This is a genomic window from Pseudophaeobacter sp. C1-32P7 (assembly GCF_041008775.1).
Classification (GTDB): domain Bacteria; phylum Pseudomonadota; class Alphaproteobacteria; order Rhodobacterales; family Rhodobacteraceae; genus Phycobacter; species Phycobacter gallaeciensis_A.
Window position 1 is genome coordinate 16667 of the sequence record NZ_JAXGFR010000020.1, and the last position, 15186, is coordinate 31852.

Genomic DNA, 15186 nt, shown 5'->3' on the forward strand with positions numbered 1-15186 from the left:
GCAATGGGCCGGTTGGGCACTTCCAGCATTGGAGGTGGCGCTGAGCCTGCAAGAGGCGCTTTTGCGCCAAGCAACCATTTGTTACCCAGGCGGCGCACGTCGGCTCCCCTGAGGCCACACCTGAAATTAAAGCGCGAACTTATCTCTATCGAAATTTCCACTCTGGTAGTCCAGCGGAGGCACTGTCGCATGAGCCAAGGCACATAAATCCGACTGGCCTCCGGCCGTTCGATCGACGATGCTCGTAACCCTGTCACTAGACTCCACTCGCAAAGAGATCGCTAGTTGGACACCCAGCTTCAAATCGGCGATTTAGGACCCGAGATGTATCGGCCTTAGATGGAGATCCCGCTTGGTAGATAAGTTACGCTTGGCGGTTGAGCCTTGTGATTGCGAGACGCTGCCCTCCTTTTTCTCGCGCATGGCCGCAATCAACGGTACTGATACTGCGGGTTTCGCCTTGGACCTGGGGTTCAGCTTCAAACGCATCCTAGAGCAAGACGAGCTTGCTGTCGCGGCATTCGCCGCGAGATCAGGATTGACGCAAGATCAACTCTCAACTTTGCTGTCTTGGACTGGCGAGCGTATCGGAGACGTTCGCATGAGATATCGGGGAGAGGTGTTCATATCGCGCGCCCTGCGTAGTCCGACCGTTCGCGGATGCCCTCATTGTCTGCGCGAACAGGCAGAAGGACAAACCTATCCATTGCGGCACATGACAATATCGGGTGCTTGGCAGTGTCGCGGCGCCGATCTGTGCATTCGGCATCACCATCCGCTGGTGCCTCTCTGGACGTACTCCCGGCCGCTCGAGCGCTACAACATCGGCGCAAGGTTGGCAGAGATTCTTCCCGACATTGCTGCGCGCCGGTTTGAAAGCGAACTGATTGAACCATCCGCATATGATCGATGGCTCGATCACCGACTGTTTCAAGGCAATGACGATACGTGGTTGGCCACCCAACCGTTATTTGCAGCCATGACATTCTGCGGTCTGCTCGGGGCAGCTCTCCTCAACAAGCAAGGAGAAGAATCCGAGGATCGCAAAGCAAAGTCCTTGGGCTTCGTAGTCGCCTCGCAAGGGCCTGACGCAATCCGGGAAGAATTGGGGCGCCTGACGCTTGCCGAAGATGGAGGCGACGCAGTCACGAGAGGCGAACTCGCCCCGATCTTCAAAACATTTGATCGCCTCTATCGCCATGATGATGCCTTCGACGGCTTCCGGGATATAGTCAGAGCTCACGTCTTGGAGATCTGGCCAATCGCAGCTGGAGAGGAGATCCTTGGTCAAATCATGGTCGAGCGAAGACTTCATTCTCTGACCTCTGCCAGCAAAGAAACCGGCATAGGGACGGCAGTCCTGAACGACTTCCTGACAGAAGCAGGTGCGTTCAGCTCGGATGACGCCCGCAGTGATGCGCGCAAGACCTTCAACGCGCAGGAATTTCAAGCCCTTTTGGAGGAGATTCCAACACTCGTTGGTCCGATTGCGATGCGCCGAGCAATCGGCGCTACGCTTGCGGAATTAAAGTCTCTTGAGGCGGACGGCGTACTCGTCCCCCGAACTAAAGTGAGGACGATCAAATCGCCATGGCGCGTGCGTGATGGCTTGGCCCTACTTGAGGAACTGGAACTCCAGGCCATTCCGATAGATGAAGACACACCGGGCTGAGACACCATCCAACTTGTTCATAAGAGACTGGGCGTTTCGGTCGGGCGCGTAGTCACTGAGATCCGGGACGGGAATTTGGGTGTCGGCAAACGCAGGGACGTCTTCGGCTACCGCGGGTTCGTCGTGCAAATCGCCGAAGTTGAGCGGTTGACGAAGCACGGACCTCAAGGTGCAAAATCGACCACAATTGGGAACGAAATCAGTGCAGCCGCGTTCGCGCGCTCAATCGGAGTTCGGGAGAAGGGCGCTTTCTTGGCACTAATAGAAGGGGGACATACACCCGCGACTGAGATTTCACACCCGGTGATGAAGCGTCCACAGTGGCGGATGACCAGCTCTGACATCACCGCTTTCCATGAAACCTTCACCACGCCAACGGTCATGGCTGAAGAAAGTGGCATGCACCGAAATACGATTCTTGCGGCCTTGGCTGCTGGAGATGTCCATGCTTTCCAGCCTGATGGCGTGAATGTTGGGCCTATCTACCTTCGTGACGAAGTGGAAGCCATCCTACGCAATCTCGTGATCTGAGGTTTGCAGTCGGCCACTGGGCGTCGAAAACTGGCAAATACCTGTTGTATATCAGCATCTTGAGGGTGCCCCATATCGAAAATAAAATTTTCCCTTGACAGTAGCTGTGCATGAAAGTCGACAAAACGTGCAATGTTATGGGTTACTGGCACATTCGAAAGAATGGCGATCCCTCGAGGACTCGAACCCCGAACCTGCTGATTAGAAGTCAGCTGCTCTATCCAGTTGAGCTAAGGGACCGCTGAGGACCAGTTACGACACCCGCAATGCAAGGGTCAAGGCGCGGCTGACAGGTCCAGATGCATAAAGACAGACCAGGGATCTTCACTGTAGTCCCCAAAGGGCGGACACTCCGAAAATCCGTAGCTTTCATAAAGCTTTCGCGCAGGGAGGAACTCTGGGGTAGAGCCGGTCTCCAGGTAAATGCCAGAGGCGTTTTCCTGACGGGCAAGTTTCAGGAGATGGTCCAGAATGGCCCTGCCCGCGCCACTGCCGCGGGCCTCAGAGAGCGTGTGCATCGATTTCAGCTCACGGGTGTTATCCGCCAGCCGCTTCAGCGCGCCCATACCGATCGCCAGACCATCGCGGCGCAGCAGGAAGAACTGCACGTCCGGACCTTCAAGACCACTGCCGTCCAGCGCGTGACAGCTCTCTTCCGGAGATTGCGCGGCCATCTGATCCAGGTGGCGCCGGATCAGAATCGCCGCATCGGGATCCGAAGGACGGGCCGGTACAATCACGGTTTCGGGCATCTTTGGTTCTGTAAGTCGGGGCAAAGTTGTTTCCACGTGGCAAAAAATTCAACATGATTTCAAAACCTTATTTTACGCCTTTCCTCCCTCGGAGCAAGGATGCCGCGAGAATAGGGGCAAGATCCCGCGAACTCCCTGAAATAGAAAAAGAAAAGTCATGCGAAGCGGGCTCCATCTCAAGATCTGCGGGGGTAGGTCAGGCTGCGTTTTTCGCGGACACCAAGGGGACAACATCTACAAGGAGTAATCCAATCCCTTGCTTGCGGGGATGTCGGAAGGCCGGGATGTTTCCGTTGAGAATTTCGGAAAACAGGTACTCAAATCGGTCGGCCCCGCGCTGGCAAGCATAAAAGATCGGATGCAAATCGCCGGTTCGCCGGACACCGGTGTTGTCGGCGAACCGGCGATTTTTGCCAGTAGCTCATCAAGGTGCGATCGACCAAAGAAGACGTGCCGAACCCAGCCGCGTTCCGTACTTAAGATCAGCGGGAGGACAATTCCTCCGAGAGAGAGAACTTCAATTTGCCGTTTCGTTGCGCCGAGATATTCGGGGAGATCGCAAAGGGGGATCGCGGTCTGGAACGCCTCAACCATCGAAACCGTAGTGACAGCGTCAAATACCATTTTCCCGCTTCCAGGTAGCTTACGACACGGGTAAAGGCTTCGAGCGGTCATACGCGCTGTCTCACACGCAGGGCCGGATTGGGCCGAAATTGGCGCCTAGATTTCTCCAGCCGAACATTGACGAAGCCAATCAGAAGCAGGAATTTGCCCAGGCCTTGACTTGTTCAGCGAGCTCAAGGAGTTGGTCCTCAAGCGTCTTGCCAGTCACCCGTTTACGGGGCTTCAGGTCGTGATCGCCGTCTTCCAGCCAGTGCAGGGTCACGGCATTGGACAGATCGTATTCCTGCACCTCTTCCCGCGTGCCGAATGGATCGCGGGTGCCTTGGCAGATGAGGGTTGGACAGGTGATCTCGGCAAGGTTCTCACCACGTCGATTGCCGGGCTTCTTCGGCGGATGGAACGGGAAGCCGAGGCACAGCATGCCTTTGATCCGCCCCGCGTCATAAAGGTCCTGAGCGATCAGGCTGGCCACGCGGCCGCCCATGCTTTTCCCACCAATGATCAGCGGACCATCGCAGCCAAGCGCATCAATGGCGGCGAGGAATTCTGGCGCGTAGGTGTCGGCCTTTGCCGGTGGGCGTTTAGAGCCGCCAGTGCGACGGGCGGACATGTAGCTGAACTCAAAGCGGGCGACGCGGAAGCCTTGGGCATCCAGCCCTTCGGCAACCGTATCCATCCAAGGGGTGTCCATCGCTGCGCCAGAACCATGGGCCAGAAGGATCGTGGTTCGCCCCGGTTCGTCTCCGTTCAGCAGGAAATCCATCGTGCCCTCCTACGAGATCAGGCTGCGGCGAGATCAGGCTGCGGCGCCTGTGCGCTTAGCCTCTTCGACGGCCAGTTCGGCCATCTTCAGGGCTGCCTCACGGCTGCTGGCAACCGCGATGAACCGTCCGTTGTGACAGAACTTTGCGCCTTTGACGCTGCTGGCTTCTTCCAATGCCTCGTCGGTCAGGCCAGCCCATGCGGCGGGCAGATCGGCGCGTTGTTCAAAGCTGTCACCGCTGATGCGAATACCGCCGATGGACCAGTCATTGTCACGCGGGGCCACCACAAACAGCAGGTGGTCCGCGCCAGTCGCCTCAATGGCTGAGCGGAAGGGCATGCCCATTGGCAATTCTAGAATGCGCGAGGTGCCAGCATCGTGGATCGCCTTGATGACCATGGCTTCGGCACGACGCTTGGCGGCTTTCTTGTTGATCGACGCCTCGACAAACGCCCGTGCGATCGGCAGCGCCTCTGCGAAGGCTTTATCGTCCGCGTCATTGCCGCGGTTGTCGAAGACGGGCTTCAGGCTCTCCAACAGGACCGAGAGGGTCAAAGGCGTCAGCGGACCTGCAACCGAAGGGTTCATCGCGCCGTTGTCGATCAGATCGATGGGCAGGACAAAGCTCTGCTCAAAGCTGGCGTGGATGTCTTCCAGATCGGCCTCGGGGATCTCCAAAGCGCGGAGGTAGTCAAGGCCGTAATGCTTCCAGATCAGACCGAAGGAACTGTAGGGCTGTTCGTCCTCACGCACGGGATTGGGGCGCTGGTGGTGGTCAAAAATACCCGCCTCAGCGTCATACTCGCGGCCCACATCATAGATGATCTTGCCCTCACCGGGGGTGATCCACGCGGCGTCACGGGTGCGCACCACCTCCGCCTGCGGGAACAGGCGGGTCAGGATAACCGAGGAAAGAAGTTCGTCCGCGTGGAAACCGCCATTGTGGGTGACGAGGTGGGTAATGATCATGATGGGCACTCTGGCAGATCTGGAAATACAACGGGCGACCGGTTGGGTCGCCCTGAGGAAATCGCGTTCGGGGGGATTCCGGCGGCGATGCGACAAGCATCAACATGCTGTGCGCCGCGCTCACCAATATCTAAATCTGAGGCTCCGCGAAATCTTTGCCCCGATTCCGCGACAACCTTGCCCCGATTTACAGGTTCAGTGGGTCCAGGGACCGCGGCGGTTTGTGGCGAAGTTATCGCCATAGCCGCCGGGGCGGATGTTGGTCTTGCGGGTCTTCGGTTCGACCACCTCGGCGGTGATGCCGTGATCCTTGGCGTATTCCAGCGCCTCTTCCTTGCTGTCAAAGCGCAGGCGGACCTGGCTTTGGGTATCGGCAGAGGAAGTCCAGCCCATCAGAGGATCAACCTCGCGGGCGCTTGCGGGTGCAAACTCCAGAACCCATTTCCGCGTCTTGGCCATGCCCGAGGTCATGGCGTTTCTCGCTGGCCGGTAAATACGCGCTTGCATTGCAGTCTCCTACTCATCCGATGCTGCCTATATGCGATGATACGCGCGCTGCGGCAAGATCGATTTATCCTTAGTATTGCGACAATGCTAACCCGTCTGCCTGCTGCGCCTGCGCCGCAACAGCGGTTGGATCAGGCGGCGATAGCTGAGCGCCGCGCCGGTATAGGTCATCACCAGAGCAAATGCGGCCGCCAACCCCGCCAAAGTCTGCCCCAATAGGCCAAAAACCTCTCCGGTATGCAGGAACCGCAGGAATATCCGCGCCTGCTGACCCGCGCTGCGGTCAGAGAAGTCACTGCGATCCAATACCGCCCCATCCCGGGCATCCATGGTCAGCGTTACCTGTTTCGTCGGCTGGCGGCCGGTGCCGCTGTCGACGGTGATGCGGATTTTTTCTGCAACCGGCAGCGCAACTTCCATCCGCTGCCAGTCCGGAATATTCGCGCTGGCCTGCAACAGCGCCAGATCGAGACCTGAAACCTCGGCCACGGCGTCCGACGCGCCCTGCCCGGCCCCTGCCCGCCGACGCAGTTGCACCGGTTCTTCGCCATAAAGGCGGAACACAAGATCGCTGGCCCAGGGGTAAGAGATCACCACGCCTGACACCACAATCGCCAGCAGGGGCACAAGCGCCCAGAAGCCGAAGACATGGTGCCAGTTGTAATCGCGGGCCTTGCTGCTGGGCAGGCCTTTGCGAAACCACAGGTTCATGCGGACAATCCGCCATTTCCACGCCCGGGGCCACCAAAGGTAGAGGCCGCTTGCCAGAATGAACAGAAAGCCAAGGTTCGCGGCCCCTGTCACCGCCCTGCCCAGATCGCGCCCATCGCCAGAGAGCGCAAACCAGCGGTGCAGATGTTCAACCGTGGAAAAGAATGCAGCGACTCCCGCACCCTGTTCCGGCAGTAAATCGCCGGTGAATGGATCGAGAAACAGTGTGGAATTTCGCCCGACCTGCACGGCCACGGGGGCATCCGGATCTTTTGCAAAACGAAGCGCTGTCGCCCGCCCCCCTGTTTCAATCGGGGCGATGCCTGCCAGTTCATCCGCAGACAGCCTCTCTGTGCCCACTTCGGACACGGCGGGTGTCTGCGCCCAACGGGTGATCTGCGCCTCATAGGTTAGCAACAGCCCCGTCAGTGACAGCATCAGCACCACAAGGGCAACCATCAGGCCGACCGTCAAATGACTCCAGAAAATAAGCTTCCGCATGGTTTTGTCCCCGGATCGTTTTACGCCACTCTTTCTGCAACGCAGCAGGCCGCAAGCTCCGTCGCAGTGCCGTGCAATTTTTCGGGAACTTGCCCAGGACTTGCCCCTGCCCCCTTGATCTGGAACAAAAAGAGATCAAGTGTATGGCCGCCAGACTGAGGAGCGCCAATGCCCTACGCCCATTCCGACAAATCGCTGCCGATGATGACCGAACGCGAGGCCGTCCAGCGCCCCAAGCTGGAAGGTGGCAAGAGCTTTGTGATGAACACGGAGTTCAGCCCGGCCGGGGATCAGCCCACCGCAATTGCGGAGCTGAGCGCCGGCGTCAACGAAGGTGAGCGCAATCAAGTGCTCTTGGGCGCCACTGGTACGGGCAAGACCTTCACCATGGCCAAGGTGATCGAGGAAACCCAGCGCCCGGCCATCATTCTGGCCCCGAACAAGACGCTGGCGGCGCAGCTGTACGGTGAATTCAAGGGTTTCTTCCCGGAGAACTCGGTCGAGTATTTCGTATCCTTCTACGACTACTACCAGCCGGAGGCCTATGTGCCGCGCAGCGACACCTATATCGAGAAGGAAAGCCAGATCAACGAACAGATCGACCGGATGCGCCACTCGGCCACGCGGGCGCTTCTGGAACGCGATGACGTGATCATCATCGCCTCGGTCTCCTGTATCTACGGTATCGGCTCGGTCGAGACCTATTCGGCAATGACCCAGGATCTGAAGGTCGGTGAGATGTACGACCAGCGGCAGGTGATGGCCGATCTGGTGGCCCAGCAGTACAAGCGCAACGATCAGGCGTTCCAGCGCGGCTCGTTCCGGGTGCGGGGCGACACGCTTGAGGTTTTCCCGGCACACCTTGAGGACCGCGCGTGGAAACTGTCGTTCTTTGGCGAGGAACTGGAGGCGATCACCGAATTCGATCCGCTGACCGGGGAGCGCACGGGGTCCTTCGATCAGATCCGGGTCTATGCGAACTCCCACTATGTGACGCCGAAACCGACGCTGAACCAGGCGGTTATCGAGATCAAGAAAGAGCTCCGGTTGCGGCTGGATCAGCTGGTTGGCGACGGCAAGCTTCTGGAGGCGCAGCGGCTGGAGCAACGCACCAATTTCGACATTGAAATGCTGGAAGCGACGGGCCATTGCAACGGGATCGAGAACTATTCGCGCTATCTGACGGGCCGCGCGCCCGGAGAGCCGCCCCCTACCCTGTTTGAATTTATCCCTGACAACGCGATTGTCTTTGCTGACGAAAGCCACGTCTCCGTGCCGCAGATCGGCGCCATGTACAAGGGCGACCACCGGCGCAAGTTCACCCTGGCCGAACACGGCTTCCGGCTGCCTTCCTGCATGGACAACCGCCCGCTGAAGTTTGAGGAATGGGATGCAATGCGGCCGCAGTCGGTCTTTGTCTCGGCCACCCCCGCCGCGTGGGAACTGGAACAGGCTGGCGGCGTTTTTGCCGAACAGGTGATCCGACCCACGGGTCTGTTGGACCCAATGGTCGAAATCCGCCCCGTCGACATGCAGGTGGACGACCTGCTGGACGAGATCCGTAAGGTATCTGCCGATGGCTTCCGTACGCTTTGTACCGTGCTGACCAAACGCATGGCCGAGGATCTGACCGAATACCTGCACGAGCAGGGTATCAAGGTGCGCTACATGCACAGCGACATCGACACGCTGGAGCGGATCGAAATCCTGCGCGACCTACGGCTTGGCGCCTTTGATGTTCTGGTGGGGATCAACCTCTTGCGGGAGGGCCTTGATATTCCCGAATGCGGGCTGGTGGCCATCCTGGATGCCGATAAGGAAGGCTTCCTGCGCTCTGAAACCTCGCTGATCCAGACCATCGGTCGCGCGGCGCGGAACGCCGATGGCCGTGTCATCATGTATGCCGACCGCATCACCGGCTCGATGGAGCGGGCCATCGGAGAAACCGACCGCCGCCGTGCCAAGCAGATCGCCTATAACGAGGAACACGGCATCACGCCGGAAACCGTCAAGAAGAACGTCGAGGACGTCATGGCGGGTCTCTACCAGGGCGATGTGGACATGAACCGCGTCACCGCCAATATCGACAAGCCGATGCATGGAGCCAATCTCGAAGCCCACCTCAACGGGCTGCGGGAGCAGATGCGCAAGGCCGCCGAGAACCTCGAGTTCGAGGAAGCCGCCCGCCTGCGGGACGAGGTCAAACGACTGGAGGCCGTGGATCTGGCGGTCTCGGACGATCCGCTGGCCCGCCAATCCGCCGTCGATGCGGCTGCTGAGGCTGCGGTGAAAACGCGTGGCAGGTCCACGGCGGGCAAGCCGGGACAACGCGGCGGCAATGTGAAACGAAAATGGAAGTAATCTGAGCCTGTTCAGATCCTGTGCAGGGGGCTGCAAGACGCCCCCTGTCCCGGTTTGCCTCCTTGCCTGATCATCATTCTGTGTTAGCCTGACATGGGTACACAGGAGTTTTGTTTATGAGTATTTTTCGCGTTGCCACCCTCGGTCTGTTTTTGATTTCTGCCGGAGCGCTTCACGCTGGCGGCGATGCAGGTTACGGAGGCAGCGGGTCCTCTGTCGGCCTGTCCGCCGCAACAAGCAATACGGTCGCTAAGACGCTTTCGCGGGGCTTCAGCCGTTGCGAGAATGTCGATTGGGTCTACCGCTACGATTGCTATCGGCTGGTTTACAAACGGTCTGGCGACAAACTGCGCGGCAACACGGCCTATTCCGAAGCGCAAAAGGCGCTGGACCTTGTCGAGAACACCCTTAGCGCTGCGATTGCCAAGAACCGCGATCCGGGTACGAAACCCAAACGTCGTGGGTTTGAGGTATACACTCCGGTCAAACCCTCTGCCCTGCCGAGGATGAAACAACAGACGCGGAAGGCGATCCAGCAAGCCGAAACCATCCTGCTGCGGGCGCCAGAGGAAAAACAGGTCTATTATTCCCGCATTGCCGATGCGCTGAATTCCAACAAGGCGCTGCTCCGCTCCGCTCTGTTGAAGGGCGTACAGCCGGGCAGCACAGCCGTGCGGCTGGCCGCCGTGGCTTTGCACCGTTTGGTCGGGCTGGCTGGATGATCAGACCTGTCGATCCGGTTAGGCATCGGATCAAAACAGATCGGGGGCACGATACACACGCCCCCGTTCTCACTTCTGAAAGTTCAGGAATTACCGTTCCAGATCACCTCAGCGTACCACATGCACGGCGCAACCGGCGTGCCGCACCACCTGCGCTGCGGTCGAGCCCAAGAGCAGATCCTGCATGCCCGGACGGTGGGAGGCGATAATGATCAGATCGGGGTTGTTCTGCTCGGCCCAATCGAGGATCGACCGCCCCGAATGCCCTTCAATGACCATACCTTTGGCATTGGGCAGGGTATCCGCCAGTGCCGACAGCTCGCTTTCCAGCGCGGCGCGGGCCTCGGCCATGTAATCGGCCGGCATATAGGTGATCGCGTAGGACGGGATCTGTTCCACCACATGCAGCAGGGTGATCTTTGCCTCAGGCGTCGCCAAGAGGCGTGCCAGTTTCAAAGGCGCGGATACATCGCGGTCAGGGTCAAAGGAAATCGGTACAAGAATATTGTGATACATTGGGTCCTCCAGTCATTCGGGCTTGGGGACAACATGCCCGGCGCGTGCCCCCAAGGCCTTGATCCATATCAGTCTATTTGCAGATCTCAGTCAAAGGTGGCGGCAACTTCGTACATCACCGGTTCGAAACTGCGGCACAGGGCGCTGATCTGGCGGTTGCGTTCACGCATTTCCTCCGAGCGCAGCATCGCCATGAAATCCTCGCGCCGTTTCCACTGGGAATAGTTTGCGATCCGGGTTTGCGCATCATTCACATGCAGCCCCGCCGCAATGAACCCTGGCTGCCGGGAAATGAAATTGTCATAGGCGTCTGTCAGCGCATCCAGCAGATCCTGACAGGTTCCCGGTGTCATTTCAAAAGTGGTGATGACCGTCTGAATATCGGCCGTTTTGGAAATTGTCGGCATCGTTTCCTCCCGTGATTGGCCCTGAACACCTCCACCCTACGACGATTTTGCCGCAAACAAGACTGTTTTCCGCGTGCAACTTGAGCTTGTGGCAAAAACATCCAAAGGTAGATTTCAAGTCAGCAAAGCAACCCAAGGGAGTTTCAATTGCGGATCTGGATCCTCTCCGGCCTGTTCAGCCTGCTTCTGGCGCCGCCCGCGCTGGCTGGGGCCTGGCTGCGTCAGACAGGCCAGGGTTTTGTTGCCGCCAGCGCCACCCTGCGGCAGACCGAGGATGGCACTCTGCGCCATGAGCTGGGGTATTTCGGGGAATACGGCTGGTCGCCGCGGCTGACCCTTGGGGTGGATCTGAACCAGAACGACCGGCAAACGGGCCACGCCCTGCTGTTTGCCCGGATCCCGCTGACCACCGGGGAAACCCGGCCCCGGCTGGCGCTGACAGTCGCGGGTGGCGGCAGTCACCAGCGTGGCTATTGGAGTCCCATGTCCCGCGCCACCCTGTCCTTCGGGCATGATTTCACGACCGCCCGCGCCAGCGGCTGGATCTCGCTGGATGCCAGTTACGAATACCGGGCCAGCCTCCCCGATCCGATCTGGAAACTTGATGCCACCTTTGGCCTCAACACCCGATCGGCCCTGTCGCCAATGCTGCAGATCGAAACCTCCCGCAGCGTCGGGGCGCCATTGACCTATGCCATCACCCCAAGTCTGCGCTACCGGACGGCACCCGGTCAGGAACTGGTTGTGGGGCTGGAGCACAAACAGGCCAACAGTCAGAGCCTTGGCCTTAAAATATCCCTGTGGCATAGGTTCTGAAACAGGCTCAGGACAACAATCCGATGACAGATCCAATCCGCCCCACCGATGACGAGGCGCGTAGCCTTGCCCAGTCACTGATGGAGAAGGCACGTTTCGCCGCCCTGGGTGTCATTACCGAGGATGGCACACCGCTGGTCACGCGTGTGGCCTTTGGCCTGTCGCCAGAAGGGCATCCGATCAGCCTGATCTCGACCCTCTCCTCCCATACGCGTGCTTTGCAGAACAACGCGGCCTGTTCCTTTCTCGTCGGGGAGCCGGGTGACAAGGGTGATCCCCTGACGCATCCCCGGCTCAGCCTGCAGGGCCATGCGCAGTTCATCCCCAATACCGGCGAAGAACACGCCCGCCTGGCCGCGCATTACCTGCAGGACCACCCCAAGGCGAAGCTCTACATCGGGTTTGGCGATTTTGCCTTTGTCCGGCTGGACGTGACAGCAGGACATCTGAACGGCGGCTTTGGCAAGGCCTTTGTTCTGACCCCAGAAGATCTGACGCCCCCCGCCTGAGTGGCGCGCTAGCGGTCCACCCGCACGATCACCTGCACCTCTCCTTTGACCGCGTCCTGCCAGTTCAGCTTGACCCGGTCCTTACCGCTACCCTGCTCGACCTCGGCATAGGGCATGGCATATCGTTTGCTGCCACCAGACGTGCTGATCGGCCCCAGAGCGGTAATCGCATCCACCTTGCGCGCGTGGCCTTCAAACGGCAGCTGCCCATCCGTGTCGATGGTCCAGGTCGTGGCGGCGCTGCCTTGGGTGTATTCCAGCCGCAGAGGACTGGCGGCGGGAGAGGTGATCCCGTGAAAGGTATTGCCTTCGAAAAAGACCATCTTGCTGCGGCTGAAATCCAGCCCGGAGAAACTGGTATCCACCCGTTCAGCCCGGTCTATGAAACCATTGATCGACCGGAACTTGTTGCCCGAGACCGTGACACCGTTCAGGAAATGCCCGGTGCCATAGGGTTTGACCACGATATAGCTGAACCAGGGCGCGACCTCACCAGACAGAAACACATTGTCAGTGATCGACAGGGCGCTGAAGGAAAAGCCTGAACTGAAATCCGGCGTCGGGTCCTGTTCGTTCGTCCATTCGACAAAACAATTGTCGATGTAATTGTCGGACACGGTCGTCGAACAATAGGTATTCGTCAGCACCAGCCCGGCGGTGCGCACGCCATTGGCGATACTGTCACCCTGAAAGAAATGGTTGCCGGTGACCGTATTATTCGCCCCGGCCAACAGCGCAAAATGGCGGAATTTGCTGGCACGGTTGTTGCGCAGCTTGGCATCATTGGCGTTGACGTTGATGGCCACGCTGCTCCGGTCCGGCACATCAAGCGGCTCTTCGGCGGACAGGAACTGGCAATTGTCGACCAGTATGCCCTGACAGCCCGACCCGATCGAGGTGATCCCGCGATCCTTGGGCCTGGAGATGAAGCAATGATCGAGACTGAAGACGGTGCCCGCCGACGGCAGGCGCAGGGCGCTGCAATGGGAATTGCACTGCACCTCGACCTCGGTCATGCCAAATTTGCTGAGTTGGCTGAAGCCGGAGAAATCCAGCAGATACTTGAAGTCCTTGAAGGTGAAATTCTGCGTGCCCACCGCGTCATAAAGCGGCGCGTTCAGCGTCAGCTCACCCGCGCCGGTGTTCTTGGCCCGCACGTAGATTTCCCGCCCCACCCCGCTGCCTTCGACCAATGCGCCAATGGCGATATTGGCGATATTGGCCACGTTGCGCAGCTTGCGCGGATCGCCGCTGTCGTAGGTCGCCTGAGAGCTCACGGTTTCGGTATCCCAGGCCGCGCCGCCCACGGCGGAAAACTGACCGTTGCGGATCACCCGGCGGGTGGCATAAGAGCTGCGGTTCGGCACCGCCGCCTGCATGTCGATCGGTTTTGTCACGGTGATCACGCGCCCCCGCAGATCCAGCGATTCATGATCCACGTTGTTGAGCAGCGCCTGAAATGCCTTCTTGAAGGCAAGCTCTTCGTCACCAAAGGCAGCGGCATAGGCGGGAAAATCGAAATTGCGCCGCATGAGCAACATTTTGTCTGTCGGCATGGAGAGCGTGCCTTCGAACACCATCTCATTGTACATCGACACCGTTTCGGCCAGATAGAATTCCCCTTCCGGCACCAGAACCCGGCGCCCGTCGGCGGCAGCATCGGCGGCTTCAAAGGCGGCTGTGTTGTCCTGAACCCCGTCCCCGATGGCGCCGAAATCCGTCACATCCACAAGGCTGATCATATCACGCAGAAAGGCGCTTGTGATATCGGTGATCTCGATATCGTCGATCCGCACAACGCCGCCATTGGGGCCAATCAGGTCCAGTCCGAAATGCCCGTGGTCGGCCGCAAGGCCCCAGGGCATATCCACCCCACTGCGACTGCCAGTCCCGACGATGGCCGTGATCTCCACCACCTGCCCATACGAGGTCAGCGTCGTGCTGGTGCCGGTTTCGACCACCCCGGACAGGTGGCTGTTATTGGCCTGCCCGGCCCAGCCCGCGACCCGCACCGTCGGAAGCGCGCCGCTGATCGCCTTGATACGGGCGCGGACCTGCAGGTAACACCCCGGCAAGATCGGCGTCTTTCCCATGAAACGCAGCTTTTGCGTGCTGTCGAGCTTTTGTAGCTCAAGGCAGCCGCCAAAATCCGCATCCGCCGCCACATAGGCCGCGTTCACCACCCCGTCATAAGTATCCGAGCCCGGCGTGCCATCGCCGCTGGACCACTGATCCAGCCCTTCCTCGAAGGGTGAAGGCGCCAGTTGCAGCCCATCGGTGATCACCTTGTTCATGGGAAACCCTTTCCTATGCCACGACGCGCCAGCAGCGCAGATCGGAAAGGGTTTAGAATGTCCGGCTTAATCCGGCGTCAGACAGGCGCGCGCTGCTCCTGCACCGGGCCTCATGCCTTCAGGCATTGCCTTGTGGCACTTTCAGGATTTGCACGGCGTTGATTTTCCAATCGCTGCCTTCCCCGACAACCTGATAATCCAGCAGGTGCAGCCGCCCGTCCTGATCTGTGATCAGCACCCGTTGCCAGAGGTTACCGGCGACCTCTCGCAGCTCCAGATAGCGGACCTGGTTTGGGCGCAGAACCATGGGATAGCCGCGCTCGACCATCTGACCAAAGCGTTCGGGCGTGCCAAACAGGCTGCGGATGCGGGGGGAGGCAAAACCGAAAGCCCGCGTGACGTCATCATCGCGAAACGCCTCAATCTGGGCCCCGATCACGCGAGTGATCCGGTCCCTGTCCTCTGCCCCCGCAGGCAGCGCCAGAAGCACCAGCGAAAACACAAAACTTGCAAACCTGAACATTGGCGACC

At 59.3% G+C, this 15186-nt stretch carries 16 protein-coding genes and 1 tRNA gene; 6 read left to right on the forward strand and 11 right to left on the reverse strand.

Annotated features, from left to right (window positions below; genetic code table 11):
• Positions 1-352: 352 nt before the first annotated feature.
• Positions 353-1672, forward strand: a complete 1320-nt coding sequence (locus SM763_RS20335) for a TniQ family protein (protein ID WP_368999579.1) — start codon at positions 353-355, stop codon at positions 1670-1672.
• 75 nt (positions 1673-1747) lie between these two features.
• Positions 1748-2203, forward strand: a complete 456-nt coding sequence (locus tag SM763_RS20340; RefSeq protein WP_347510672.1) for a hypothetical protein — start codon at positions 1748-1750, stop codon at positions 2201-2203.
• 163 nt (positions 2204-2366) lie between these two features.
• Here the strand turns inward: SM763_RS20340 and SM763_RS20345 are convergent.
• The 7 genes from SM763_RS20345 to SM763_RS20375 form a co-directional block, all read right to left on the reverse strand.
• Positions 2367-2443: transfer RNA gene (locus SM763_RS20345), tRNA-Arg, on the reverse strand.
• A 35-nt stretch (positions 2444-2478) separates the two neighbouring features.
• A complete protein-coding gene (locus SM763_RS20350) occupies positions 2479-2979 on the reverse strand; it encodes a GNAT family N-acetyltransferase (protein WP_490363300.1) in 501 nt (166 codons plus the stop codon).
• A 210-nt stretch (positions 2980-3189) separates the two neighbouring features.
• Positions 3190-3579, reverse strand: a complete 390-nt coding sequence (locus SM763_RS20355) for a hypothetical protein (protein WP_347510671.1) — start codon at positions 3577-3579, stop codon at positions 3190-3192.
• 130 nt (positions 3580-3709) lie between these two features.
• Positions 3710-4342, reverse strand: a complete 633-nt coding sequence (locus SM763_RS20360; protein WP_347510670.1) for an alpha/beta family hydrolase — start codon at positions 4340-4342, stop codon at positions 3710-3712.
• A 33-nt stretch (positions 4343-4375) separates the two neighbouring features.
• Entirely contained in the window at positions 4376-5311 is a 936-nt protein-coding gene (locus SM763_RS20365) for an MYG1 family protein (protein WP_347510669.1), read from the reverse strand.
• 195 nt (positions 5312-5506) lie between these two features.
• Complete coding sequence (locus SM763_RS20370) at positions 5507-5818, reverse strand: ETC complex I subunit (RefSeq protein ID WP_065270634.1); 312 nt, start codon at positions 5816-5818, stop codon at positions 5507-5509.
• 87 nt (positions 5819-5905) lie between these two features.
• Positions 5906-7030 (reverse strand): PepSY-associated TM helix domain-containing protein, encoded by a 1125-nt coding sequence (locus SM763_RS20375; RefSeq protein ID WP_347510668.1) that lies wholly within the window; start codon positions 7028-7030, stop codon positions 5906-5908.
• A gap of 168 nt (positions 7031-7198) precedes the next feature.
• On the opposite strand from SM763_RS20375, the gene uvrB reads away from it, so the two are divergent.
• Both uvrB and SM763_RS20385 read left to right on the forward strand, forming a co-directional pair.
• The gene (gene uvrB / locus SM763_RS20380; protein WP_347510667.1) at positions 7199-9391 is read left to right on the forward strand and encodes an excinuclease ABC subunit UvrB; all 2193 of its coding nucleotides are present in this window, start codon (positions 7199-7201) and stop codon (positions 9389-9391) included.
• 116 nt (positions 9392-9507) lie between these two features.
• Positions 9508-10113 (forward strand): hypothetical protein, encoded by a 606-nt coding sequence (locus tag SM763_RS20385; RefSeq protein ID WP_347510666.1) that lies wholly within the window; start codon positions 9508-9510, stop codon positions 10111-10113.
• A 108-nt stretch (positions 10114-10221) separates the two neighbouring features.
• On the opposite strand, the gene SM763_RS20390 is transcribed toward SM763_RS20385, so the two are convergent.
• Both SM763_RS20390 and SM763_RS20395 read right to left on the reverse strand, forming a co-directional pair.
• Positions 10222-10629: a universal stress protein gene (locus tag SM763_RS20390; RefSeq protein ID WP_347510665.1), complete on the reverse strand. Its 408-nt coding sequence runs from the start codon at positions 10627-10629 to the stop codon at positions 10222-10224.
• Between the two features lie 86 nt (positions 10630-10715).
• The gene (locus tag SM763_RS20395; protein WP_065270639.1) at positions 10716-11036 is read right to left on the reverse strand and encodes an antibiotic biosynthesis monooxygenase family protein; all 321 of its coding nucleotides are present in this window, start codon (positions 11034-11036) and stop codon (positions 10716-10718) included.
• A gap of 147 nt (positions 11037-11183) precedes the next feature.
• Here SM763_RS20395 and SM763_RS20400 point away from each other — a divergent pair, with 147 nt between their 5' ends.
• Positions 11184-11852: a hypothetical protein gene (locus SM763_RS20400; protein WP_347510664.1), complete on the forward strand. Its 669-nt coding sequence runs from the start codon at positions 11184-11186 to the stop codon at positions 11850-11852.
• A gap of 23 nt (positions 11853-11875) precedes the next feature.
• Entirely contained in the window at positions 11876-12361 is a 486-nt protein-coding gene (locus SM763_RS20405) for a HugZ family pyridoxamine 5'-phosphate oxidase (RefSeq protein ID WP_347510663.1), read from the forward strand.
• 8 nt (positions 12362-12369) lie between these two features.
• Here the strand turns inward: SM763_RS20405 and SM763_RS20410 are convergent, their stop codons facing one another.
• Together SM763_RS20410 and SM763_RS20415 are read right to left on the reverse strand one after the other, a co-directional pair.
• Positions 12370-14655, reverse strand: a complete 2286-nt coding sequence (locus SM763_RS20410) for a glycosyl hydrolase family 28-related protein (protein WP_347510662.1) — start codon at positions 14653-14655, stop codon at positions 12370-12372.
• A 118-nt stretch (positions 14656-14773) separates the two neighbouring features.
• Positions 14774-15178: a DUF4864 domain-containing protein gene (locus tag SM763_RS20415; RefSeq protein ID WP_347510661.1), complete on the reverse strand. Its 405-nt coding sequence runs from the start codon at positions 15176-15178 to the stop codon at positions 14774-14776.
• Positions 15179-15186 lie beyond the last annotated feature (8 nt).